The 26,192-nt window shown below is 68.2% G+C and carries 17 protein-coding genes; all 17 read left to right on the top strand.

The window, feature by feature from the left end:
• Positions 1–35 precede the first annotated feature (35 nt).
• Complete coding sequence (locus HV798_RS25115) at positions 36–2,201, top strand: laminin G domain-containing metallophosphoesterase family protein (RefSeq protein WP_175195061.1); 2,166 nt, start codon at positions 36–38, stop codon at positions 2,199–2,201.
• A 91-nt stretch (positions 2,202–2,292) separates the two neighbouring features.
• Positions 2,293–2,868, top strand: coding sequence for a sigma-70 family RNA polymerase sigma factor (locus tag HV798_RS25110; protein ID WP_175195063.1), 576 nt, complete (start codon positions 2,293–2,295; stop codon positions 2,866–2,868).
• Positions 2,868–3,953 carry a FecR domain-containing protein gene (locus HV798_RS25105; protein ID WP_175195065.1) on the top strand — a complete coding sequence of 362 codons (1,086 nt, stop codon included), beginning with the start codon at positions 2,868–2,870 and terminating at the stop codon, positions 3,951–3,953. Before HV798_RS25110 ends, HV798_RS25105 begins: the two co-directional genes overlap by 1 nt.
• 100 nt (positions 3,954–4,053) lie before the next feature.
• The gene (locus HV798_RS25100; RefSeq protein ID WP_175216584.1) at positions 4,054–6,504 is read left to right on the top strand and encodes a TonB-dependent siderophore receptor; all 2,451 of its coding nucleotides are present in this window, start codon (positions 4,054–4,056) and stop codon (positions 6,502–6,504) included.
• A gap of 8 nt (positions 6,505–6,512) precedes the next feature.
• Positions 6,513–7,499, top strand: coding sequence for an alpha/beta hydrolase (locus HV798_RS25095; protein WP_175195069.1), 987 nt, complete (start codon positions 6,513–6,515; stop codon positions 7,497–7,499).
• Positions 7,500–7,701: 202 nt separating this feature from the next.
• Positions 7,702–9,222 carry an amidohydrolase family protein gene (locus HV798_RS25090; RefSeq protein ID WP_175195071.1) on the top strand — a complete coding sequence of 507 codons (1,521 nt, stop codon included), beginning with the start codon at positions 7,702–7,704 and terminating at the stop codon, positions 9,220–9,222.
• 28 nt (positions 9,223–9,250) lie between these two features.
• Positions 9,251–10,399, top strand: a complete 1,149-nt coding sequence (locus HV798_RS25085) for an ABC transporter substrate-binding protein (protein ID WP_246289135.1) — start codon at positions 9,251–9,253, stop codon at positions 10,397–10,399.
• Positions 10,400–10,413: 14 nt separating this feature from the next.
• Positions 10,414–11,259 (top strand): ABC transporter permease, encoded by an 846-nt coding sequence (locus HV798_RS25080; protein ID WP_246289133.1) that lies wholly within the window; start codon positions 10,414–10,416, stop codon positions 11,257–11,259.
• A complete protein-coding gene (locus HV798_RS25075) occupies positions 11,256–12,086 on the top strand; it encodes an ABC transporter permease (protein WP_217481193.1) in 831 nt (276 codons plus the stop codon). The genes HV798_RS25080 and HV798_RS25075 overlap by 4 nt, the downstream gene beginning before the upstream one ends.
• Positions 12,087–12,104: 18 nt before the next feature.
• Positions 12,105–12,971: an ABC transporter ATP-binding protein gene (locus tag HV798_RS25070; protein ID WP_175195073.1), complete on the top strand. Its 867-nt coding sequence runs from the start codon at positions 12,105–12,107 to the stop codon at positions 12,969–12,971.
• Between the two features lie 127 nt (positions 12,972–13,098).
• On the top strand, positions 13,099–14,484 hold the full coding sequence (locus HV798_RS25065) for an LLM class flavin-dependent oxidoreductase (RefSeq protein WP_175195075.1): 1,386 nt from the start codon (positions 13,099–13,101) through the stop codon (positions 14,482–14,484).
• 198 nt (positions 14,485–14,682) lie between these two features.
• Positions 14,683–18,084 carry an autotransporter family protein gene (locus HV798_RS25060; protein WP_175195077.1) on the top strand — a complete coding sequence of 1,134 codons (3,402 nt, stop codon included), beginning with the start codon at positions 14,683–14,685 and terminating at the stop codon, positions 18,082–18,084.
• A gap of 179 nt (positions 18,085–18,263) precedes the next feature.
• Positions 18,264–21,731 carry an autotransporter family protein gene (locus HV798_RS25055; RefSeq protein ID WP_175195080.1) on the top strand — a complete coding sequence of 1,156 codons (3,468 nt, stop codon included), beginning with the start codon at positions 18,264–18,266 and terminating at the stop codon, positions 21,729–21,731.
• A gap of 201 nt (positions 21,732–21,932) precedes the next feature.
• The gene (locus tag HV798_RS25050; protein WP_246289131.1) at positions 21,933–22,436 is read left to right on the top strand and encodes an RNA polymerase sigma factor; all 504 of its coding nucleotides are present in this window, start codon (positions 21,933–21,935) and stop codon (positions 22,434–22,436) included.
• Position 22,437: 1 nt separating this feature from the next.
• Entirely contained in the window at positions 22,438–23,205 is a 768-nt protein-coding gene (locus HV798_RS25045; RefSeq protein ID WP_246289129.1) for a FecR family protein, read from the top strand.
• Positions 23,175–23,372 (top strand): hypothetical protein, encoded by a 198-nt coding sequence (locus HV798_RS31745; RefSeq protein ID WP_246289126.1) that lies wholly within the window; start codon positions 23,175–23,177, stop codon positions 23,370–23,372. The genes HV798_RS25045 and HV798_RS31745 overlap by 31 nt, the downstream gene beginning before the upstream one ends.
• Before the next feature lie 84 nt (positions 23,373–23,456).
• The gene (locus tag HV798_RS25040) at positions 23,457–26,078 is read left to right on the top strand and encodes a TonB-dependent receptor (protein WP_175195083.1); all 2,622 of its coding nucleotides are present in this window, start codon (positions 23,457–23,459) and stop codon (positions 26,076–26,078) included.
• Positions 26,079–26,192: the final 114 nt, after the last annotated feature.

Here is a 26,192-nt window from a genome sequence, read left to right as displayed (position 1 = left end):
TCTAAGCTTCCCACTTTTTCACTTGGGCGGCACAGATGGCGCACGACAAGCAAGACTCGCAGTATCCCGTAACCCCGCAACACGGTGATCATGACATTGCCGAGACAAGCCGCACGCTGCCGGCCGCGACGGACCCGCGCCGCCGCAGCCTGCTCAAAGCCGGCCTGGGCGCCACGCTCATGCCGGTCGGCGGCTCGCTGCTGCTGTCGGCCTGCGCCAGCGACAACGACGACGAAGACCCCGCCGCGCCCGATGCCCCCGCACCGGCGCCCCAACCGCAACCGCAGCCCAAGAACATCTCCAGCTTCGCCGTTGCCGTGCTGCCCGACACGCAGTTCTATTCGCGCTACGCCACCGATGCCGAAAACCAGCAGTTCATGCGCAAGTACGGCAGCGAGCCCTACAAGGCGCAGACGCAATGGGTGGCCAACAACGCCAAGGCGCTCAGCATTCCCTTCCTGATCCACCTGGGCGACGTGGTCGACCAGCAGAACAAGCCCGACCAGTGGAAGGTGGCCGACGCGGCCATGAAGATCCTGGAAGACGCCAAGGTGCCGTATTCCATCCTGGCCGGCAACCACGACGTGATCCTGGACCGCGACTACGTCGATCAAAGCAGCCAGACCAGCGCCACCGACGCCCAGCGCACCCTGGCCAACGAACCCTACCTGCAGACCTTCGGCACCGACCGCGCCAAGAAGCAAGCCACTTTCGGCGGCCGCGACCCCAGCGGTTTTCACGAATGGCACGTGTTCGAAGCCGAGGGCCAGAAGTTCATGGTGCTGTCGCTGTCGTGGCGCATTTCCGACGCGGCGCTGGCCTGGGCCAACCAGGTCATCCGCGCCAACCCGACGCTGCCCGTCATCCTGGTCAACCACCAGCTGCTGAACATCGACAAAGACGGCATCAGCCCGCTGGAGGTGCCGTACGGCCTGATGCTGTGGCGCGAACTGATCCACAGCAACGACCAGATCTTCATGACGCTCAACGGCCACTACCATGGCGCGGCGCTGCTGACCAAGACCAACGACTTCGGCAATCCCGTCCATGAAATGGTCGTCGACTACCAGATGGCCTACCAGGGCGGCAACGGCCTGATGCGCCTGTACGAATTCGACCTCACCAACAACGAAATCCGCGTGCTGTCGTTCTCGCCCTGGGTGCCGCAAAAGCCCAAGAACACGCTCAACGCCTTCGACCAGGCGGTGCTGACCGGCGCCAACGAGGAATTCACCATCAAGATGGATTTCGCCAAGCGCTTTGCCGGCTTCAACAAGGACTTCAAGGCCGGCACGCCCAGCCACACCGCGCTGATCGACCAGGCCCGCGCGCTGATCCTGGCCAACTACACCGAACCGCCCGCAACGACGCAAAAGCCCGCCGCCGACAGCGAAGACTACCCGCAGGTGTCCGGCACGCTGGCCCACTGGCGCTTCTTCGGCGGCACCGACGGCCAGCCCGTGCCGGTGGGCACCGTCGTCGCCGACCGCACCGGCCTGAACCCCGTGCGCCGCGCCGCCCTGAACATCGACGGCGTGGCCGGCGCCCAGCTGGGCGACCTGGTCTGGTCCAACGACCACCACTACCTGTCCGCCGCCCCGGGCTCGGTGCGCTTCTTGAACACCGACAAGAACACCGCCCGCATGAGCTACTTCACCACCGACACGGCCGCCGCGATCAATGCCGAAACCGTGCCCAACGGCTACACGGTCGAAGCCTTCATCAAGATCGACCGCGACTGGACCTCGGGCAAGAACGCGTGGATGAACATCATGACCCGCGACGGCAAGCGCGGCGACCTGCCCGGCTTCAATGGCGGCGACGGCGAATCCCCGCCGCTGCTGTTCGCCGTGTCCAGCCTGCGTGAAATCCAGTGGGAAGTCGTGCCCGACGTGACCGGCACGCGCGACGCCAAGACCAACTGGTCCGGCGAAATCATCGCCGACAAGTGGCTGCATATCGCCGTGGTCAACGACAACACCACCCACGAAACCATCCTGTACGTCGAAGGCGCGCCGGTCCTGCGCAACGCGTCCGACGCGCCGGGCCTGGCGACCTTGGCCGCCAACATGCCGTGGGTCGTCGGTGCCGGGTCGTGGGACGGCAACCGGGCCGACGGCTTCTTTGGCAGCATTGGCGAAGTGCGGATCGTGAACAAGGCGCTGCTGCCGGCGCAGTGGCTGACCGCGCGGCGCAGCTGACCGGTGAGCGGCGGCCGGCTCCGGCCGCCGCTCACGTAATTGATAATCGTTCCTGTTAAACTCCCGGGGTATTTCGTCACGTTGCCCCGCCATGCGCCCCGACTCTTCCCCTTCGGACATCCATCACCTGTACCAGGCGCACCACGGCTGGCTGCGCACCTGGCTGTTGCGCCGGCTGGGCAATGCGTTCGATGCAGCCGATCTGGCGCATGACGCGTTTGTGCGCCTGCTGGCCGCCCCCCGCGCCTTTGATACGCCGCAAGGCGCGCGCGCCTACCTGCGCAGCATGGGCAACGGGCTGTGCATCGACCTGTGGCGGCGCCAGGAAGTCGAACGCGCCTGGCTGGACACCTTGAACACCTGCGCAGGCGCGGCGGCACCCTCGGCCGAGCAGCAGGCGATCATCATCGAAACGCTGATGCAGGCGGCCGAGATGCTGCGTCAACTGCCGCCCAAGGTGGCGCGGGCATTCATCCTGTCGCATGTGGATGGCCTGAAGTACCGGGAAATCGCCATCGAGCTGGACGTGTCCGAGCGCACCATCAAGAAATACCTGGCGCAGGCGATGCTGCATTGCGCGCTGCTGGAAGCGGCGCACCATGCCGCCACGCAGCCCGTGCATGTGCCGCCGGCCGCACTGGGCGCCCCCGCCCCCTCGGCAAGCTGATGGGCCGCCACGCTTTCCCCGCCGCGCCCGCAGGCGCCGCCGATCATCGCAGCCTGGAACAGGCGGCCGACTGGTATGTGCGGCTGCATGACGAGGCCGCCAGCGCGGCCGACTGGACGCAATGGCGCGCCTGGCTGGACCGCAGTCCGGGCCATCAGGCCGCCTGGCGCTATATCGAGGCCGTGAGCCAGCGCTTTGCGCCGCTGCGCACGGACGGCGAACCGCGGGCCGCGTCCGCCGGTTTGCAGGCCGCGCTGATGCCGGCGCGGCGGCGCCACCTGCGCACCCTGGCCTGGCTGTCGGGCGGGGTGCTGGGCAGTTGGCTGGCGTGGCGCCATACGCCCCTGCGCGTCGAACTGCTGGCGCTGGCGGCTGATTACCGCAGCGCCACCGGCCAGGTCCGCGAATGGCGCCTGGCCGACGGCAGCCACTTGTGGCTGAACACGGCCAGCGCCGCGGACTTTGCCATCGGGCCCGCCGAGCGGCGCCTGACGCTGCTGCGCGGCGAAATGCTGGTGGCGGCGGCAGCCGATGCCGCCCGCCCGTTCGTGGTCGCCACGCCGCAAGGCCGCCTGGCCACGCCGGCCACGCCCCGGGCGTCCCAACCAGTCTCCACGCCGCAGGGCCAGGGCGCCGGAATCCTCTCGGGATCTTCTGCAATAACCGGTGCCCCCGACGCCCGCTTCAGCGTCCGCCTGCTGGAGCAGGCGACCCGGCTGGCGGTGCTGGACGGTGCGGTGCAGGTCCGCACGGCGGACAGCGGCGAGCGGCTGACCGTCGCGGCCGGCAACCAGGTCGTGTACACGGCAGACCACATCGGCCGCCCGGGTCCGGCCGACGCCGGGGCCGCCGCCTGGACCCAAGGCATGATCGTGGCCAACGACATGCGGCTGGACGAACTGGTGGCCGAACTGGCCCGTTACCAACGCGGCCACCTGGGCGTGGCGCCCGAGGCCGCCGGCTTGCGCGTGATGGGCACCTATCCGCTGGCCGACCCCGAACGCACGCTGCAATTGCTGGCCCGCGCCCTGTCGTTGCGGGTCGAGAAAAAGCTGCCCTGGTGGACCACGCTGACGCCGGCGTGAGCGCCGTGCCTTCCCCTTTTTCCGTTTCGTTCGATCAGGTAGATGCGGGGCTGCCATGCATGGCGCCCCAGCCCGCCTGACGCTCGCTTACGGAACCCCGATGAAACGCCCGCACGATCTGCCCGTCGATTTGCCTTTCGATTTGCCCCACGCTTTGCCTGCCGCCCCTGTCGCGCCCCTGCCCACCGCCCGGACGATGCGCCCCTGGCTCTTGGCCGCCGGCCTGACGCTGACCGCGCTGATGCCCACGGCGCCAATGCCTGCCCATGCCCAGACGGCCCCCGCCGAAGGCCGCCGCAGCTACCAGATTCCCGCCGGTCCGCTGACCCAGGCTTTGAACACCTTTGGCCAGATGGCGGGCGTTCCTCTCAGCGGCGCCATGCCGTTGACCCAGGGCAAGTCCAGCCCCGGCCTGTCCGGCCGCTACACCGTGCCCGAAGCGCTGGCCGCCCTGCTGGCCGGCACCGGCCTGACTGCCACGCGCACCGGCGACGGCCAGTACGTGCTGGAACCCCAAGCCACGGGCCCGGCCACGCTGGCGCCGATCGCGGTGGTCGGCGCATCGGCCGGGGTGGACGGTTTCGTGGCGCAGAGCAGCAGCAGCGCCACCAAGACCGACGCCTCGCTGATGGAAACGGCCCGCTCGGTGAGCGTGGTGACGCGCGAACAGATGGATGCGCGCGGCGTGACGTCGATGCCCGAGGCGGTGCGCTATGCCGCGGGCGTGGGCACGGGCAGCGCCGGCTTCGACCCGCGCTTTGACCAGATCACGATCCGCGGCTTTCCGGTCAACACCACCGGCGACTACCTGGACGGCCTGCGCCAGACGCCGGGGTCCTACGCCTATTTCCGCACCGAGCCCTATGCGCTGGAGCGCATCGACATCGTCAAGGGCCCCATGTCGGTGCTGTATGGCCAGGGCACGCCGGGCGGCGTGGTGAACCGGATCTCGAAGCGGCCCGGCCCCGACCCCATTCATGAAATCGTGCTGCTGGGCGCCACCCACGACCGCAAGCAGGCCGCCTTTGACATCGGCGACAGCATCAACGAGTCCGGCTCGGCGAAGTTCCGCGTGGTCGGCCTGCTGCGCCGGGGCGACACCGACCGCATGATCGCCGACGATCGCGACCTGTTCGCGCCGTCGTTCGAATTCCGCCTGGGCGAAGACACCACCCTGACGCTGCTGGGCCAATACATGAAGGACGAGACCGACGCCAACGTCGGCAACTACGTGGAAAACGGCAAGGTGACCCACATCCGCGTCAGCGATCCGCGCTATGACCACCAGCGCCAGACCCAATACCAGGCCGGCTACGAGCTGGAACATCGCCTGGGCCAGGACGTGACGCTGAAGCAGCAGCTGCGCTACGGCCATATCTCGCTCGATGCCCGCTACCTGAGCGGCGGCGCGCTGGAACCCGGCACACGCCTGCTGACCCGCAGCGCCTGGGGCGTGGAAAGCACGGTCGAGACCCTTTCCGTGGATAACAACGCCACCTTCCGCTTCAATACCGGCGCGGCCGCGCACAGCCTGCTGGCCGGTTTCGACTACCAGTGGCTGAAATGGGACCAGGGCGTGGGCTACCTGGCGTCCGGCTACCCGTCATTGAATCTGGACAACCCCCAATACGGCTACGTGCCCGGCCCCACGCCGCCCATGAACATGGTGTCGGTGCTGCAACGCAATTCACAGTACGGCACCTACCTGGCCGACCAGGTCAAGCTGGGCAACTGGCGGCTGTCGCTGGGCGGGCGCTACGACATCGCCAAACAGGACAACCGCAACCTGCTGACCCAGGCGCCGGCCCAGGCCAAGACCGACAAGGCCTTCACCTGGCAGGCAGGCGCCCTGTACCTGGCCGACAACGGCCTGGCGCCGTATGCCAGCTACTCCACGTCGTTCACCCCCAATACCGCCATCGACAAGACCGGCAACGTGCTGGGCCCCACCCGCGGCTCGCAAGTCGAGGCCGGCATCAAGTACCAGCCCGATGGCTCGCACAGCTACATCACCCTGGCGGCCTACCGTATCGAGGAAAAGGACGCCGCCCGCGTCGTGCCCGCCACGCCCTATTCCGAACTGGCGGGCAACCTGCGGTCTACCGGCATCGAACTGGAAGGCCTGGCCGAACTGGACCGCGGCCTGCAACTGGTGGCCAGCTACAGCTACAACGTCGGCAAGGTCACCCGCAGCAACAACCCCGCCGAGGTCGGCAAGGTGCCGTCCTACCAGCCGCGCCACATGGCCAGCCTGTGGCTGGACTACCGCCTGCCGCAAGGGCCGCTGGCCGGCGTGGGACTGGGCGCCGGGGCGCGCTATATCGGCACCAGCTATGGAGATTCGCTCAACGTCATGCGCAACCCGGCCGCGACGCTGTTCGACGTGTCCCTGAGCTACGAACCCGGCTATGCCCACCCTGCGCTCAAGGGCTGGCAGGCCAGCATCAGCGTGCAGAACCTGGCCAACAAGGAAGTGCAGACGTGCAGCGACGGCTACTGCTACCTGGGCCAGGGACGCCAGATCGTCGGACAGGTGCGCTACAAATGGTGAGGCCGCGCATGACCCAGACACGCGCGGCGATGCGCCAGACGCCAGGCGCTGCCCGGCGCGTCGCCCTGGCCACGCTGTCGGCGGTGCTGGCGCTGTCCGCGTCGGGGCTGGCTATCGGGCAGCAGCCCCTGACGGCCACGCCCGCGGCCAAGGCGCCTGCGGCTCAGCCCTCACCGTCCGCTCCCGACACCCGCGCCACCCTGCCCGGCACCGTGCAGTTCGACCTGCATCCGCCCGGCCAGCCCGACCGCGCCTACCGTATCCAGGTGGTCGAGCCCCGCGGCAAGCCGCCGGCAAGCGGCAAGCGTCCGGTCATCTACCTGCTGGACGGCAATGCCGTGTTCGGCGCCTATTACGACGCGGTGCGGCTGCAGCAGGACCTGGCCGGCAGCGCGATCGTGGTGGCGGTGGGCTACCCCACCGACCTGCCCTTTGATTTCCTGCGGCGCTCGTACGATTTTTCGCCGCCGGAACCGGCCGGCAAGCCGCTGCCGCGCGTCAACGGCTATCCCCCGCCGCTGGGCGGCGAACAGGCCCTGCTGGCATTCCTGGAAGGCACGCTGCTACCGGAGATCGCCCGCCGCTATCCGGTGGACGATCGGCGCCTGACGCTGGCCGGCCATTCCTTTGGCGGCATGTATGCGCTGAACGTGCTGTACACCCGGCCGGACCTGTTCAACCAGATCGTGGCCATCAGCCCGTCGCTGTGGTGGCAGGACCACTACCTGCTGGACCGCGAAAGCGCCTTCGTGCGCCAGGCCCAGGCGGGCAAGGCAGACCTGCGCCGCAGCCGCCTGCTGCTGATGGCGGGCGGTGCGGAAACCGCGCAGACGGTGCACGAGGCCCGCTCCCTGGCCCGCCGGCTGGACGTGGCGCTGGCGCCGCAGGGGCTGGCCACGGTCTATGTGGAACTGCCCGATGAAACGCATATGTCGGTGCCGGTGGCGGCGGCCACGCATGTGCTGCGGCACGTGCTGACCGCACGCCAGCAGTAGCGGCAACCCCTGGAGACAGCCCCGCTCGCGGCTCCCTGGCACGGCCGTTCACGCCAGGCCAGGGGGCCGCCGGTTATTTGAAAATGCCGCACAAATAAAGAACAAAAGCATCGTTTGGCGTTGCCCGCGCCTCCCGTAAGGTGTGCCGACAGCCAGGGGATTTCCTCTGGCGCCCTGCACCCACCCTACGGAGCGCGCCAGCATGAACCAGCCTTTGAAGCCCAGCCAAGCGTCACGGTCCGCCGCCGTCAAGGCGACCCTCGATTACCCGGTGATCGACACCGACGTGCATGTCAACGACTATGCGCCGGTGCTGGAAGACTATGTGCAGCACTACGGCGGCGGCAAGCTGGTCGACGCGCTGCGCAAAGCGCTGGGTTCGCGCTTCGCCACCAGGAGCGGCGGCAAGGACTGGTACCAGCAGACCCCGGCGGAACGCCAGCACAACCGCACGCTGCGTTCGCCCTGGTGGGCGCGGGTCACGCGCAACACGTTGGACCTGGCTACCTACACGCTGCCCGAGCTGCTGAACGAACGGCTGGCCGAGCAAGGCGCCGACTACTCCGTGCTGTTTCCCAATGACGTGCTGGCGCCCCTGGCCGCGGGCAACGAGTTCCGCCAGCCGCTGCACCGCGCCATCAACCACTTCCACGCCGACCAGTACCGCAAGTACAGCGACCGCCTGACGCCGGTAGCGGGCATTCCCCTGAACACCCCGCAGGAAGGCATCGAAGAACTGGAATTCGCGGTCAAGACGCTGGGGCTGAAGGTCATCAACATCGCCGGCGGCGTGAAGCGCCCGATCAAGGCAGTGGCCGACAAGTATCCGTCCGCCGACCACCCCGAAGTCGCCAAACACGCCAGCTACATCGACTTCTACGGCATCGACAGCGAATACGACTACGACCCGTTCTGGGCCAAGGTGGTCGAGCTGGGCGTGCCCGTCACCACGCACTACGGCAGCCAGGGCTGGACCGGGCGCCATTCGATCAGCAATTACATGTTCAACCACATCGGCCACTTTGCCGATGGCTCGCAGGCCTTTGCCAAGGCGCTGTTCTTTGGCGGGGTGACGCGGCGTTTTCCGAACCTGCGGGTGGCGCTGCTGGAAGGCGGCGCGGATTGGGGCTCGCACGTCTACACCCACCTGGTGGACCGCTGGGAAAAGCGCAACCGCCACGCGGTGCAGAACTACAACCCCGCCAACGCCGACGTGGCGCTGCTGCACGAGCTGTTCCAGCGCTACGGCGCCGATTTCATCAAAGGCCGCGACATCGACCCGCAGCAACTGCTGCGCGACAGCCTGGGCATCTCGGCGCTGCCGCACAGCCGCGACCCGCACCCCGACGAACTGGACGACTTTGCCGCCGCCGGCATCGAGTCGGCCGAAGACCTCCGCACCCGCTGGGTCGACAGCTTCTACTTCGGCTCGGAAGCCGATGACCGCACGGTGGCCGCCGCCTTCAACGACAAGGTCAACCCGCTGGGCGCCAAGATCAACGCCATCTGGTCGTCGGACATCGGCCACTGGGACGTGCCCGACCTGACCGAACCCCTGGCCGAAAGCTGGGACCTGGTCGAGCAAGGCGTCATCAGCGCGCAGGACTTCAAGGCGCTGGTGTTCGGCAACCCCTACCGCTTCTACACCCAGGCCAACCCGGACTTCTTCCGCGGCACCGCCATCGAACGCAAGCTGGCCAGCCCCGTTGCCCGTGCCGCCTGATCCACCTTCCAGCCTAGAGCCTCTACCCATGAAGTCATTGATTCGCTTGAAATTGTTCCGCCTGGCGCTGGCCGCCAGCGCCTTGTTTGGCGGCGCCGCGCACGCCGCCGATGTCATCCGCGTGGGCGTGGCCACCGCGGGCGGTGGCGATCCGATCACCTGGGGCGGCTCGCCGGGCGGCGTGGTGCGCGTGAACCAATGGCTGGAACAGGCCTTTGCCGCCGACGGCGTCAAGGTCGAATGGCTGTTCTTCAAGGGCGCCGGCCCCGCCGTCAACGAAGCCTTGTCCAACAAGCAGATCGACTTTGCCTACCAGGGCGACCTGCCCCAGGTCGTAGGCCGCGCCAATGGGCTGAAGACCAAGCTGCTGCTGGTCAGCGGCGCGCGCAACAACCTGTACCTGGTGGCGCCGCCCAATTCGCCGCTCAAATCCATCGAAGACCTGAAGGACCGCAAGGTCTCGATCTTTCGCGGCACCAATGGCCATCTGGTGGCCATCAACGTGCTGGCCGCCCACGGCCTGGCCGAACGCGACATCAAGGGCGTGAACCTGGATGCCGGCAGCGCCCAGGCCGCGCTGGTGTCCAACGGCGTGGACGCGGCCTTTGGCGGCTACGAATGGTTCAAGGTGCGCGACCAGGGGCTGGCCAAGGTCATCTACAGCACCCAGGGGCAGGACCCGGCCTACACCCGCCAGGCGTCGCTGCTGGTACGCGAGGATTTCGAACGCGACAACCCGGCCCAGGTGCAGAAGGTGGTCGACGTGTTCGTGCGCGCCGCGCAGTGGTCGTCCGATGAAAAGAACCGCGATGCGCTCTTCAAGATCTGGGAAAAGAGCGGCGTGCCCTATGCGTCCTGGGCGGCCGAGTTCGACAAGCAAGACCTGGCGTCCCGCAACTCGCCCTTGATCGACGACTTCATCATTGCGCGCTACAAGGCGGTGGTGGCCGATGCGGTCAAGCTGAAACTGATCCGCCGTGACGTCTCGCTGGATGGCTGGTTCGATCCGAGATATTTGCAGAATTCGCTGAAGGCCCAGGGGCTGGAGAAGTACTGGACGGCGTTCGATGCCAGCGGCAAGCCTGCGGCGGGCAATGCGGCCGCGGCAACGCCCGGCGACGCCAAGCCCGTTGCCGCGGCGGCATCCGCAGTCGCCGGCCAGGCCGCCGCGCGCTGACCCGGGCCGCCGCCATGTCCCCCACCACTCTCTCCGGCGCCACGCCGCCGGGCGCCGTCACCTGGCCGGCCTGGGCTCGCCAGGCCGCCTGGACCGCCGCGCCCTGGCTGCTGCCCCTGACCCTGATCGTGTTGTGGCAGACTGGCGCCAGCCAGGGCTGGATCTCGCCGCAGGTGCTGCCCCCGCCCGCCTACGTCTGGGACACCCTGCGCGACCTGGCCATCAGCGACGACCTGTGGCTGAACACCCGCGCCAGCCTGCAACGCGTGCTGGTGGGCTTTGCCCTGGGCAGCGTGCTGGGCCTGCTGCTGGGCACCGCCATGGGCCTGTCGCGCCGGCTGGAAGCCTACGTGCTGCCCACCTTCAATGCGCTGGTGCAGATTCCAGTATTGGCCTGGCTGCCCTTCGTGCTGCTGATCGTGGGCATCGGCGAGCCCCTGAAATACATCCTGATCGCCAAGGCCGCGCTGGTGCCCGTCACGCTGAACACGTTGCAAGGCTTTCGCCAGGCCAGCCCGGCGCTGCGCGAAGTAGGCAGCGTCTACGGCTACAGCCGCCGCCAGGAAGTGCTGGAAATCGTGCTGCCGCTGGCCCTGCCGACCCTGTTCACCGGCCTGCGGCTGGGCTTCACCAAGGCCTGGCTGTCGCTGGTGGTGGTGGAACTGGTGGCGTCCAGCGAAGGCCTGGGCTACCTGATCGTCTACGGCCGCCAGCTGTTCCAGCTGGACCTGGTGATGGCCGCGGTGATCGTCGTGGGCGCCATCGGCTACGCCATCGACCGCCTCCTGGACTGGGCCGAAACGCGCCTGATCCACGGCCGCCGCGCGGCGCGTCTTGTCCCCTCCGAGGCCCGTCCATGAGTGCATCCCTGTCTCCCGCAACGTCCCGCGACGCCGCCGAACTGGCCGCGTCCCAACCCCTGGCCGTGCGCGGCGCCGGCCGCTGGCGCGGGCTGGTGTTGCCGGTGGCCGCCATCGTGCTGTGGTGGCTGGCGGCGCGCGCCGACCTGGTCAATTCCGCGCTGCTCGTGTCGCCCGAGAAAGTGCTGGCCACCGCCATCGACCAGATCCTGGGCGGCAAGCTGTGGCGCGCCCTGGGCGCCAGCCTGGGCCGCGAACTCACCGGCTTTGCCATCGGCACCGTGTCCGGCCTGATCCTGGGCGTGTTGCTGGGGCTGTCCCCCGCGTTCAACCGCCTGGTCGGCCCCAGCTTCAACACCTTCAAGCAGATTTCCCTGTTCGCCTGGATTCCGCTGATTTCGGTGTGGTTCGGGCTGGGCGACACGGCCAAGGTGGTGTTCCTGTCGCTGGCCGCGCTGGTGCCGGTGGTGGTCAACACCTGCGACGGCGTGCGCAACACGCCGCCCAAGCTGCGGGAAGTGGCACGCGTCTATCAGTACACCCGCTGGCAGACCTTTACCCAGGTCGTGCTGCCGGCCGCCGCGCCCGCCATCTTCACCGGCGTCTACCTGGCGCTGATCTATTCCTGGCTGGCCACCATCGGCGCCGAATACCTGCTGGTGGCGGGCGTGGGCATCGGCAACCTGCTGATCGAAGGCAGCGAACACTTCCAGATGGACCTGGTGATCTTCGGCATGTTCGTCGTCGGCCTGGTGGGCTGGCTGATGAACGCCCTGGCCCGCCTGGCCGAACGCCGGCTTGCGCGCTTGCGCGGCCAGGACCAATAACCGCGGGAAACCTCAAGCATGGCTCAAGACAATTCGCTGGACCTGGAACTGCAATCCGTCGGCAAGCGCTACCCCAGCGCGCAGGCCGAAGGCGGCGTGCTGCAAGTGCTGACAGGCGTGGACCTGGCCATCCCGGCCGGGCAATTCGTATCCATCGTCGGCGCCAGCGGCTGCGGCAAATCCACCCTGCTGCGCCTGATCCTGGGGCTGGACGACAGCTACGAAGGCGCCATCACCCTGGGCGGCCGGCCGGTACACGGCACCAGCCCCGAACGCGGCATCGTGTTCCAGGACCACCGCCTGTTCCCCTGGTTGAACGTGGCGCAGAACATCGGCGTGGGCCTGCGCAACGCCAACCTGCCGGCTTCGGAAAAGCGCGACCGGGTGGCCGAGCACATCGCCCTGGTGGGCCTGGAAGGCTTCGAACAATCGTATCCGCACCAGATCTCGGGCGGCATGGCGCAGCGCGTGGCGATTGCCCGCGGCTTGGTCAACCGGCCGCGCGTGCTGCTGCTGGACGAGCCCTTCGGCGCGCTGGACGCCCTGACCCGCGCCCGGCTGCAGACCGAGCTGCAGCGCATCTGGCAAAAAGAACGCATCACCATGATCCTGGTGACCCACGACGTGGAAGAAGCCGTCTACCTGGGCGACCGGGTGGTGATCATGCAGCCGCGCCCGGGCCGCATCCGCCGCATTGTGGATGTGCCGCTGCCGCATGCCCGCAACCGCAGCGACCCGCGCTTCATCCGCCTGCGCGACGACGTGCTGTCCGACTTCCTGGAACCGGACGGCGCTCCCGCCGACGACAGCCCGCCGCTGGGCGTGGATGCCAATGCCGGCGTGCCGGCGCTGCCGTCCCTGGCCTCGCTGCGCATGGCCTGGTAGTGCCACCCGGGCGGTCCCGGCTGCGCGGGCCGCACCGCCGGGGCAGCCTGCCCCCAAACGTATCGACCCCGCGATCCCTGGCCGCCGCGCCCGCGGATCGCCTATCCCTTTGCCTGGAGTCCGCCCCATGTCCCGCCCTTCGCGCCAGATCAAGCTAGGCGCCTTCCTGATGCAGACCGGCCACCACATCGCCGCCTGGCGCCACCCCGATGCCCAGGCCGATGCGCCCATCAATTTCCGCCATTACGCCGACCTGGCCCGCCGCGCCGAGGCCGCCAGGTTCGACGCCGTGTTCCTGGCAGACTCGGTAGGCGTGCGCAATACCGACCTGCCGTCCCTGTCGCGCACTGCGCGCAGCGACCATTTCGAACCGCTGACGCTGCTGTCCGCGCTGGCGGCCGTCACCGAAAAAATCGGACTGATCGCCACCGTGTCCACCACCTACAACGAGCCCTACCACGTGGCACGCAAGTTCGCCTCGCTGGACCACATCAGCGGCGGCCGCTCGGGCTGGAACCTGGTCACCTCCAGCGGCCAGGGCGAGGCGCAGAACTTCAACCTGGACGAACACGTGGAACACGCCCGCCGCTACGCCCGCGCCGCCGAGTTCCACGACGTGGTGCTGGGCCTGTGGGACAGCTGGGAAGACGACGCTTTCCTGCGCGACAAGGCCAGCGGCCAGTATTTCGACCCCGACAAGCTGCACCCGCTGAACCACCGTGGCGAACATTTCTCGGTACGCGGTCCGCTGAACGTGTCGCGCTCGCCGCAGGGCCGCCCGGTGGTGGTGCAGGCCGGCGCGTCGCCCGCCGGCCGCGACCTGGCCGCCCGCACCGCCGAAGTCATCTTCGTAGCCCACCAGACCTTCGACGAGGCCCAGGCCTTCTACCGCGACATCAAGGGCCGCGCCGCCGCCTATGGCCGCGACCCGGACGACATCAAGATCATGCCCGGCATCTTTCCGGTCATCGGCCGCACCCAGGCCGAGGCCGAGGAAAAATTCGCCCGCCTGCAAGACCTGATCCACCCGGTGGTGGGGGTGCAGCTGCTGTCCAACATGATCGGCGGCTTCGATCTGTCGCGCTACCCGGTGGACGGACCGCTGCCCGACATCCCCGAAACCAACGGCGGCAAGAGCCGCCAGCAATTGCTGATCGACCTGGCCCGGCGCGACGGCCTGACGATCCGCCAGCTGTACCTGCGCATCGCCGGGGCCCGCGGCCACCAGCAGGTCGTCGGCACGCCCGAAAGCGTGGCGGACCAGCTGCAGCAATGGTTCGAAGAAGAAGGCGCCGACGGCTTCAACATCATGTCGCCCTGGCTGCCGGGCGGGCTGGACGATTTCATCGAGCTGGCCTTGCCCGAATTGCGGCGGCGTGGGCTGTTCCGCACCGAATACGAAGGCAACACGCTGCGCCAGCACCTGGGGCTGGCGCGGCCGGCGCATCGCGGGCTCGAGCGCGCGCCTCGCGTGGCCCCGCCCACCGACGCCCGCGTCCAGGCGGACGCCTAGCAGTCTGCAATGGGCAAGAATTTTCAGAATCTTCCAATGTTGCTGCGCGTCGGCAACGGCGACCATGGAGGTCAACGCAACGTAACAGCCCCGCCGAGACGCTTGCGGATCTGCACCTGCTTGCCCTCTTCTCCCCGATAGGCTGTCCGTGTTGTTCCGCATACCCGCTCCTCGGCTCTTGGGCCGAGGAGTCTCTCTATGCGCATTGCCCTTAATCCGATCATGGTCGGATTGCTCGCCGCCACCTTGCCTTTCGTCCCTGCCCACGCCGCCGAACGCGGCCAGATATTGGTGAACGACCCTGCTGGCAATACGCACGTCACGCTCGACAACGGCGATACCGTCACCTACGGCGGCGATACCGGCGGGGCCATCGACGTCACCGGCGCGGGCAACCACGTGCAGGGAGCTGGCGTCACCGTCACGGCAAATGAACCGTCCGATCCCCTGCGCTTCCGCAACAGGGGCGTGCGCGCCCGCGACGGGGCGACCGTGTCCCTTACCGGCAGCACCGTCAAGACCCTGGGCCAGGGCCAGTTCAGCGACGCGCTGGAGGCCTACGGTGCGGGCACCCTGATCACCGTCCGCGACAGCGACATCTCCACCCGAGGTGAGCTCTCCTCCGGCGCCAGCGCAACAGCGGGCGCCCGCATCGTGCTGCAGGGCGGGTCGGTCACCACGACCAGAACCTCGTCCGGCCTGATGGCGGACGGTGCGGGTTCCAGCATCGAGGCCACCGACGTAACCATCCTGTCCGAGGGCGGCAATTCGGGCACTGGCGCGCTGGCCCGGCTCGGGGGGCGCATCACGCTGAATGGCGGCACCGTCACGGCCTCCGGCTCGTGGGGTTACGGGCTCGCGACCGTCGGCGCAAATGCCTGGATCACCGCCACAAACGTCGTGATCCAGGGCGCGGACAGTGGCATGGGCCTGGAGGTGCGGGGCGGCCATGTCGAGATCGAGGGCGGCAGCATCTCGGGCCGCGACGCCGTGGCCTTGGCCGCCGACGGCACGGGTTCTGGCTCGGCCAGTGCGTACTTCAAAGCCCGCAACACGACCATCACGGCCACCGGCCGCGGACGCATCGCCCTGAACATCAACGCCCCCAATGCCGCCGCCGACCTGGAAGGCGTTTCGCTCAGCTCGATCGAGCCCAACAGCATGGGCGTCTGGCTACCGTCCACCGGCACGGTGCTGGTCGCCAACCGCTTCGACATCACTGCCGCCTCGTCCGCCGTGGATAACCGCCGCGGCCATGCCACGCTGACCAACGGCACCCTCAAGACGCTGGGCATGAGCGCCCCCGCCCTGTACCTGTCGCGCCTGGATGGCGGCGCAGCCTGGATCCATGCCACCCATGTCGACATCGAAACCCTGGGCTATCTGTCCGCGGGTGCCCAGGTTTCGTTGGAAGACCCGAACAGCACCGATCTGGCCGACATCACCCTGCGCGATTCCCGCGTCTCCACCCAGGGCACCTTCGCCTATGGCCTGAGCGCACGGGGCCGTTATGCCAGCCTGTCGGCGATCAACTCCGACATCAAAACCACTGGCGCCGACGCCACCGGCCTGTTGGTCGGCGACCGCGCCGACACCCTGCTGGACAACAGCCGCTTGACGGTCGAAGGCGAGCGCAGCCAGGGCATCTGGAGCTCACTCGATACGGCCGGCGCGATCAACACCGTCGTCGTGCGCAACGGCACCCAGATCAACACCCAGGACGGCGTGGGCTTGCTGGCTTCGGGCGCCGATCACACCTTTCTGGTGTCCGATTCCAGCATCACCGCGCGGACCGCAGGCAATGCGGACACCGGCGTGCTGCTGCACTCGCGCGCCGCGCAGGTCGGCACGGGCGTGCTCGAAAGCGGACAGGTCACGCTGGATGCCACCCGCGCCACCCTGACCGGCGACGTGCTGGCCGACAGCGGCGCAGTCGACGTTGCCCTCAAGAGCGGCTCGGTGCTGAACGGCGCGCTGGTGCAGCGCGGCAGCGGCCGCGTGGGCAACGTCACGGTCGACAACGCAAGCACCTGGAACATGCGCGCCTCATCCACCGCCACCACGCTGGCCAACGCGGGCACGGTCGCCTTTGCCGCGCCCGCCGGCGGCACGGGCTTCAAGACCCTGACGGTCAACCAGTACGCGGGCGGCGGCACCCTGGTGCTGAACACCTGGCTGGGCGCCGACGCCTCGCCCACCGACAAGCTGGTCATCGACGGCGGCACCGCCTCGGGCAACACCGCACTGCGCATCCTCAACGCGGGCGGCGCGGGCGGCGAGACGCAAGTGGGTATCCGTGTGGTCGAAACCATCAACGGCGGCACGACCGCCGCCGACGCCTTCCACCTGGACGCCGGATCCACCGGCTACCGCGCCAGCGCCGACACCGTCTCGGTCAATGGCTACGACTACAGCCTGATGCGCGGCGGCAATGGCGGCGCCGCGTCCGACTGGTACCTGGCGTCGCAGTTCACGGGCACGTCCACCATCACGCCGAGCCCGGACCCCACGGCGCCGGGGAACCCTGTCGACCCGGGCAATCCCGCCCCGCCCATCGCGCCGCCCGACTTCCAACCTGTGCGCCCTGCCCCCCTGCCCGGCGGCAAGGGCGTGCGCAACGTCTCACCGGAAAGCGGCGCCTATCTCGGTAACCGGCTGGCCAGTGCCCGCTTTATGCTGCATGCGCTGCACGACCGCACCCCCAGCTATGACGGCGCTTGCGCCAGCGACAGCCAGGCCTGCGGCAGCGGCCGACGCCTCTGGAGCCGCGTCGAAGGCCGCCAGGACAGCGGCCTGCGGTTGGCGCAGGGCCGCGTCGCCATCGACACCGACAGCCGCGTCATGCAACTGGGCGGCGACCTCATCCACGCCCCGCTCGGCTCGCAGGGGTCGGTCTACGCCGGGCTGATGGGCGGCTACGGCGACGCCCGCAATACCTCCACCTCCACGCTGACGCTGCCCGGCGGCGGTGCAGCCCGGGTGCGGGCCAGGGGCAAGGTCTCCGGCTACTCGCTGGGCGCGTATGGCACGTTCTATCAGAACGACGCCACCCGCATGGGCGCGTACGCCGACACCTGGCTGCAAGCCGGCCGCTATGCCAATCAGCTCGACAGCGAGCTGGGCACTGCCCGCTACCACTCCACCGTCTTGAGCGCCTCGCTCGAAGCCGGCTACGCCGTGGCGCCCTTCGCCCCGGGCTCGGCGTTGGGGCCGGTCGTGGTCGAACCCCAGGCCCAATTGGTATACAGCCGCTACCGCGCCGACACCGCCACACTGCAAGGCACCCGCATGAACAGCGGCAACGACAACGCCTGGAATGCCCGCGTCGGCGTGCGCCTCTATCCGCAGGCTGCGCCCAACGCGCCCGCCGTGCGCCCCTTCCTGGAAGTCAACTGGCTGCATGGCTTTGGCAATGCGTCGGTGAACATGGGCCCCAACACCCTGGACGCCACGCCGTCGCGCAACAGCCTGCAACTGAAACTGGGCGCCGAAGGCCGGGTTGGCCGCGCCGTGCAGGTCTCGGGCCACGTGTTCGGCCAAGCCGGCAACGACAACCAGCGGGGCTATGGCGGCATGCTCAACCTGAGTTACCGGTGGTAGACCCATTTTCAGAAATATCCAATTCTCTGCCTCTTGCCGAACCGCGAAGATGACGCACACGACAACAACATCGCCTTGACCGGTCAGTCCTACCACTCGTCAACGACGCCTCATTCTTGCGATTGAGCCCTGTTCGATTCGTATAGGAACACCCCGGTCTGGCGCCAAGGAGCTTCCCTATGCGTATCGCCCTCAATCCGATCATGGTCGGGTTGCTCGCCACATCGCTGCCTGCGTGCTGGACCCCTGTCCTGGCCGCGGAACGCGGACAAGTCCGCGTCAATGACCCCGCCGGCGCCACCCAGGTCACGCTCGACAGCGGCGACACCGTCACGTACACGGGGTCGATCGAAGGCGCCATCGAGGCGTCCGGCGCCGGCAATTCCGTATCGGGGGACAACATCACCGTCACCGCGAATCCCACCGTGACTCCGCTGCTGGAACAAAGCAAAGGCGTTCGCGCGAGCGCCGGCGCCACGGTATCGCTGACCCGCAGCACCATCCAGACACTGGGCGATGGCCAAGCCAACCATGCCTTGCAATCCCTTGGCGCAAACAGCCGCATCACCATCAGCGACAGCCGCATCACCACGCGCGGCAATCTTTCCAACGGCGCCAACGCCAAGCAAGGCGGCAGCGTTGTCATCAACGGCGGATCGGTCACCACGTCCGGGGTCAGCGCCATTGCGCTGTGGGCCGAAGACGCAGGGTCATCCATCAGCGCCAACGGCGTCACCATAACGACCACCGGCGACGACGCCAGCGCCGTCCAGGCCAGCAACGGCGCCACCATCACCCTCACTGGCGGCAGTGTCACGGCCCTGGGCAACTATGCGTCGTCCGGCATCGAAATCGTCGGCCAAAACTCCCTGGTCTCTCTGAACAACACCGTCGTCCAAGGCGGCGGCGACCACTATGGCGCCCGCCTGAACGGCGGCCGGCTCGAGATGGATGGCGGCAGCCTGACCGGCGGCCTGGCGCTCTTTCTGGGGGCCGACACCCGTGGCGGTCCGGCCTCCACGGCCCTGCTCAAGAATGCCGCGCTGGTCTCCACCGGCTCGGGCGCAGCGCTCGACATGAATGCCGCCAATGTCTCGGCCGTCCTGGAAAACACCTCCATTTCGGCGCTGTCGACCGATGGTGGCGGGGTCTGGCTGGCAAAACAGGGGACCCAACTGACCGCCAACGTATTCGACATCACCTCGACCCGCGTGGGCGTGGACAATCGGCTGGGCCGGGCCGTGCTCACCGACGGCACCATCAAAACCCTGGGCGCCGGCGGCCATGGCCTGTACGTGTCACGTGAATGGGGCAGTGCGGCGCTCATCGACGCCACCCGCGTCACCATCGAAACCCAGGGCAACCGGGCCAGCGGCGCCGAGGTCAGGCTGGGCGACCCGAACAGCGCCGACGCCGCAGAGATCCGGCTGAAAGACTCCCGCATCACCACCCATGGCGGCAACGCCGCCGGGCTGCTGGCGCGCGGGGTCTATTCCACCCTTTCCGCGGTCAACACCGACATCAAGACCACCGGCGCCAATTCCGCGGGCCTGCTCACCAGCGAGCGCGCCACCACCACGCTGGACAATGTGCGCCTGGCCACCGAAGGCGCGGGCGCCGTGGGCATCTGGAGCACCCTGGAAAATGCGGGCCAAGGCAACACCATCACCGTGCGCAATGGCACCACGATCAGTACCCAGGACGGCGCCGCGATGCTGGCCAACGGCGGCAGCCACACCTTCGATCTTTCGGACGCCACCGTCACCGGGCGGGCCGGCGGCAGCCTGGACAACGGCGTGTTGCTGCGTACCAATTTCCTCAGGGTCGTCAGCGGCGGCGTGCCAACCGATACCAATACCGTACTGGTCTCCTTGAATGCCACCCGCTCGCGCCTGACCGGCGACGTGGTCGCCAACGACGGCAGCGCGCAGGTCACCCTGGCGAGCGGGTCGGTCCTGACTGGCGCCCTGCAAGAGCGCGCCACCGGCCATATCAGCATGGCGCTGGACGCCACCAGCACCTGGAACGTGCGAGGCGATTCCTCCCTGGCGTCGCTGGACAACGCCGGCACCGTGGCTTACGTGGCGCCCACGGGCGGCGGGGGCTTCAAGACGGTCACCGTCAACCACTATGCGGGCGGCGGCACCCTGGTGCTCAACACCCGCTTGGGCGATGACGCCTCGGCCACCGACAAGCTTGTCATCGACAGCGGCGCCACGACGGGAAACACGTCGTTGCGCATCCTGAATTCAGGGGGTGCCGGCGGCCAGACGCAGACGGGCATCCGCGTCATCCAGACCATCAACGGCGGCACCACTGCCGCGGATGCATTCCGCCTGGACGCCGGATCCACCGGATACCGCGCCAGCGCCCAAACGCTGGCGCTGAACGGCTATGAGTACAGCCTGGTGCGCGGCGGCAATGGCGGCGTGGCGGCCGATTGGTACCTGACGTCGGACTTTTCGGGCGTGACCCCGCCCGATCCCGCGGTGCCGCTCGGCCCGATCACACCGATCAAGCCTCCGACCCCGGGCGACCCGGCTTCCCGCGTCGATCCCGCCACGCCGGCCACGCCCTCGCCCCTGTCGCCTGCCGTCATCACGCCGTCTCGCCCCGCGTTTCGCAACGTATCGCCCGAAAGCGGCGCCTACCTTGGCAACCGGTTGGCCAGCGCCCAATTCTTCAACCATGGCCGCCATGACCGCATCCCCGCCAACCCCACGGCCGTCGCTACCGGCGACGCCCATGGCGACGGCGGCGGCGACGAGTCGCTCAACGACGGCACGTTCAACAACGGCCGCGGCGTCTGGACGCGCGTCCTGGGCCGCCAAGACAGCGGTGTGCGCCTGTCGCAAGGCCGGGTCACGCTGGACACCGACAGCGCCATCCTGCAACTGGGCGGCGACCTGATCAACGCCCCGCTCGGCCAGGACGGCGCCGTCTATGCCGGCCTGATGGGCGGCTATGGCGACGCCCGCAGCACGTCGATCTCTGCATTGCGGCTGCCCACCGGCGCCACGGTGCAGGCCCGGGCGCGCGGCAAGGTCTCCGGCTACTCAGTGGGTATGTACGGCACCGTGTACCAGAACGACGCCACCCGCATGGGCGCCTACGCCGACACCTGGCTGCAATACGGTCGCTATTCCAACCAGATCAACAGCGAACTGGGTTCCACCCGCTACCACTCCACCGTCTGGAGCGCCGCGCTCGAAGCCGGCTATGCCGTCAAGCCGTTTGCGGACAGCTCGTCCTTGGGCCCGGTGGTCATCGAACCCCACGCCCAATTGGTCTACAGCCGCTACGACGCGCAAGACGCCACGTTGCAAGGCACCCGCATGCGCAGCGGCAACGACAATGCCTGGAACTCGCGCGTCGGCATTCGCCTCTATCCCCAGGCGGTGCCCAACGCCCCTGCCGTGCGCCCCTTCCTGGAAGCCAACTGGCTGCACAGCTTCGGCAATCCGTCGGTCAACATGGGGCCCAACACCCTGGACGCCGCCCTCGCGCGCAACAGCCTGGAACTGAAGCTGGGCGCCGAAGGCCGGGTCAGCCGCCGCGTGCAGGTCGCGGGCCACGTCTTTGGCCAGGCCGGCAACAACAATCAGCGTGGCTACGGCGGCATGCTGAACGTGGGCTATCGCTGGTAGACAACAGACTGCCCGCAGCACCAGGGAGGCCCGGCACACGGTGGCGGCCTCCCTTTTTTCTGGCCGCTCGAACCCTTGCGGCACGATGCAAGACCGCCCGTGTATCGGCCGCCGCGTCTCTGTCAGGGTTCTCGGCAAGTGCAATAAGAACGTTTCTCATTATAATGTGCGACTGTTTTTCATTGCCCTCTTCTGCCCCGCATGACCGCCATGATGCTTGCCGAGACCGTCGTCGCCCACTACCGCGAACTGGTCGACTTCCTGTCGCGCCGTACCGGTTCGCGGGATGCCGCGCAAGATTGCGCCCAGGAGACCTGGGTCAAGCTGGCCCGGTCGCGCAAGCTGAAGGCCCCCGTCGACAACCTGCGCGCCTACGTCTTCCAGGTGGCGGCCAACCTGGCCATCGACCTGCAGCGGCGCGACACCGCCGAACAGCGCAAGCAGGCGGTCTACGCCCAATCGCAAGGGCCCGACCAGGCCGCGCCGGATACCCTGGACGTGGCCGCCATGCGCCAGACCATCGCCCGGCTCGAGGCTGCCATCCTGCGCCAGCCCGTGCGGACCCGGCAGATTTTCCTGATGCACAAGATCGACGGCGACAGCTATGGCGACATCGCCCAGGCGCTGGCCGTCAGCGTCAAGACCGTCGAAAAGCACATGACCCGGGTGCTGCTGGCCTGCCGCCAGGCCATGGCGGACCACTGATATGGACGCCGTGGAACAAGACGCCGCCCGCTGGGTGGTCCGCCGCAACGGCGCCGCGCCCGACGCCCTGCCCGATGCCCGCTTTACCAAGTGGTATGGCGCCAGCGACCAGCACGCCCGTTGCTACGACAGCGTGGCCGCGCTGTGGCGTCAGATGAACCAGGTGAACGGCGACGCGCTGCGCCAAGAGCTGGAACGCGACCTGCAACGCCGCAAGCGCCGCGGCAAGATCATCGCCGCGGTCAGCTGTAGCGTCGCGTTCTGCGGCGTATTCCTGTGGCACAGCGGCGCCTGGTGGCGCTGGCAGGCCGACGCCGTCACCGCCGCGGGCGAAATCCGCGAAGTCGTGCTGGCCGACGGCAGCCGGGTGCTGCTGGATGCCGAATCGGCGATTCGCAGCGATCTGTCGGGCACCGAACGCCGCGTGACCCTGCTGCGCGGCCGGGCGCTCTTCACCGTGGCCCGCGACCCGCAGCGGCCCTTCGTGGTGGCCACGCCCGAAGCCCGCGCCACGGCCCTGGGTACGCGCTATGAGGTCAGCCGCTTGCAGCCCGACACCACCGATGTGTCGGTGCTGGAAAGCCAGGGGTCGATTGCGCCGTCTGCGCGCCCGGCACCGCCGCCCAGGTGCTGTCGCCCGACCAGCGCGCGGGCGTCAAGGCCAGCGGCATCACCGTCGACCCGGTCGATGCCAATGCCGCCGCGGCCTGGGCCGAACGCAAGCTGCTGCTGCGCGACGTGCCGCTGGCCGACGCGGTGGCGCAGCTGAACCGCTACACCGGCATGACCACCTGGGTCGAAGACGCCGCCGGCAAGCGGCGCATTTCTTCCGTGGTGGCCGTGGACAACCCCGATGCCCTGGCGGCACTGGCGGCCGCGGCCGGGGTCACCGTGCGCCGCTGGGGCTCGTGGGCCTGGATCGGCGACGGCAAATAATTTCAAAGACAGGGGTAGGGTCGCGCGCCGCTGGGGGCGTCTTACTAGGAAATCCCCACTACCAAGCACCGAGACCCGACCTCCATGTCCGCACGCACGCCGCTGTCCCGCCCCTTGCTGTCTTCCCCCTTGCCGTCCCATTCCCCGACCCGATCCGCCCCGCCCCAAGCCCGGCGGCGGCTCAGCCGCCACGCGCCCCTGGCATTGGCCTTGACGCTGGCGTTCGCCGCATCCGCCCAGGCCCAGACCGCGCCGCCCGCGAGCCAGACCGCCAGTGCCCGCGCCGTCACCCTGCGCAGCCAGCCGCTGGACGCCGCGCTGCTGGACCTGGGCCGCCAGCTTGGGCTGCAGATCAGCTTTCCGGCCGCGCTGACCCAGGGCAAGACGGCCGCGGCCCTGAACGGCACGCTGGCGCCCGCCGACGCCCTGGAACGGGTACTGGCCGGCACCGGCCTGGCATGGCGCTACACCGGCGCCGACACGGTGCTGATCGAACCCGCCCCGGCCCCCGCCGCCGCACCCGCCGTGACCAGCACGATGGACACCGTCGTGGTCGTGGGCGGCTACACCCCCACCAGCATCAGCGAACTGCCCCGCACCGTCTGGTACCTGGACAGCCAGCAGATCGAAGAACAGGCCCATGGCGGCGCCTCGCTGTCCGAAATCCTGGGCAGCCTGGTGCCCAACCTGGACCTCGGTTCGCAAAGCCGCACCAACTATTCGCAGAACATGCGCGGGCGCAACGCCCAGATCATGATCGACGGCGTGTCGCTCAATTCCATGCGCAACATCAGCCGCCAGTTCGACTCGATCTCGCCGTTCAACATCGAACGCATCGAAGTGCTGTCGGGCGCCAGCTCGGTCTATGGCGGCGGCGCCACCGGCGGCATCATCAACATCGTGACCAAGCGCGGCGCGCCCGGCCCCGCGTCGTTCACCAGCGAAGTCGCCGCCCGCAGCGGCTTTGACGGCAGCGACGACCACGACTGGCGCGTTGCCCAATCGGTCAGCGGCGGCTCGGAAAAAGTCTTCGGTCGGCTCGCCGTCGCGTACTCGCAGAACGGCGCCGCCTACGATGCCAACGGCAAGCAGGTCACGCCCGACACCACCCAGACCGACCTGCAATACAACCGATCGCTGGACCTGTCCGGCACGCTGGACGTGCAATTGGCCGAGAACCAGAAGCTCAAGCTGCTGGGCCAGTTCTACAACTCGGAATTCAACCCCGGCAAAGCGCTGTACCTGGGCAACGGCCTGCGCGGCGGCCTGGCGCTGACGGGCCCCGCCGATCCCAGCCAGCTGGACATCCGCAACGGCTTCGAATCCGACGTCAAGCCGGCCACCGAACGCAGCATGCTGGCGGCCGACTACTCGGCCAACAACATCCTGGGCGGACAAGACCTGTACACCCAGGCCTACTGGCGCCGCGAAAAGCTGGATTTCTATCCCTTCCCCAACCAGTTCACCTACAACGACGGCACCTGCGCCACGGCCGCCGCATGCAAGCGCGGCTACTACTACGGCGCTTCGCAGCAAAATACCGACGCCTGGGGCCTGAAGGCCGCCCTGACCAAGGATTGGGATGCCCTGAAGCTGACCTACGGCGTGGAATACGCCCACGAGAAATTCAACGGCGGCTCGGCCTATTTCGACTGGAACAAGGCTGTGGCCTCGGGCGGCCTGAAGTTCGACAAGCTGTACGACATGCAGCGCTACCCCGACTACCAGGCGCAGACCTGGGCCGCGTTCCTGCAAGGCGATTGGCGCGTCACGCGCAGCGTCACCCTGAGCGGCGGCGTGCGCCAGCAGCGCAACAAGGTCGAGCTGGGCGACTTCGTGCCCGTGCCGCAGCAGATCCTGGTCAACAGCGGCGTGGGCCGCAGCGCCGACAAGATCCCGGGCGGCACCAACGCCTACAACACCACCCTGTTCAATGCCGGCGTGCTCTGGAAGGTCGACGACAGCCAGCAGACCTGGCTGAACTACTCCGAAGGCTTCGACCTGGTCGACGTGGCCAAGTACTACGGCAACGGCACCTACCGCCTGCAAGGCGGCAACTGGAACCTGCTGAACGCCGTCACCATCAACGGCTCGGAACTGGCCAACATCAAGACCCGCCAGGTCGAACTGGGCTGGCGCGGCGACTACGGCAACTGGCGCCTGCAGACTGCAGCGTTCTATGCCTGGTCCGACAAGGCCCTGGCAATCCAGCCGATCTCGCTGTCCATCGGGCTGGAAGAGCGCAAGGTGCGCAACTACGGCATCGAAGGCCAGCTCGCCTATGACTTCAATCCGCACTGGAGCGCGGGCGTGAACTGGCTGGCGATCCGCTCGGAACAGCAGCAGGCCGACGGCGGCTGGGCCAAGCAGACCATCACGCTGGCCAGCCCGTCCAAGGCGTCGGTGTTCGGCGCCTGGCGCTCGGGCCCCACCGCGCTGCGCCTGCAGGCCAACCGCAACTTCGACCTGACCGACGGCCAGGGCAACCGCATGGAAGGCTACCTGACGTTCGACCTGTTGGGCAGCTATGACATGAAGCGCTACGGCACCCTCAGTTTTGGCGTGCAGAACCTGTTCGACCGTAGCTACCAGACCACCTGGAGCCAGCGTGCGCAGGCGCTGTACACGGGCCTGATGACGCCGGAATCGTTGCAGTTCAACGGCCGCGGGCGCACGTTCGGGCTGGCTTATACCGTCAAGTACTAAGGCCAGCGCGCGCCTGGGCGCCTGCCCTGCGGGGCATGGCCCAAGGCGGCGTGGCCAGTTGACGATATCAACGGCGCTCATACCTGATAGGCGGTTTTTGATATTGATGAATGG

The organism is Achromobacter deleyi (assembly GCF_902859705.1).
Taxonomy (GTDB): domain Bacteria; phylum Pseudomonadota; class Gammaproteobacteria; order Burkholderiales; family Burkholderiaceae_B; genus Achromobacter; species Achromobacter deleyi.
The sequence above is the reverse complement of the archived record's forward strand: the minus strand, read 5'-3'. Positions and strand labels throughout refer to the sequence as shown.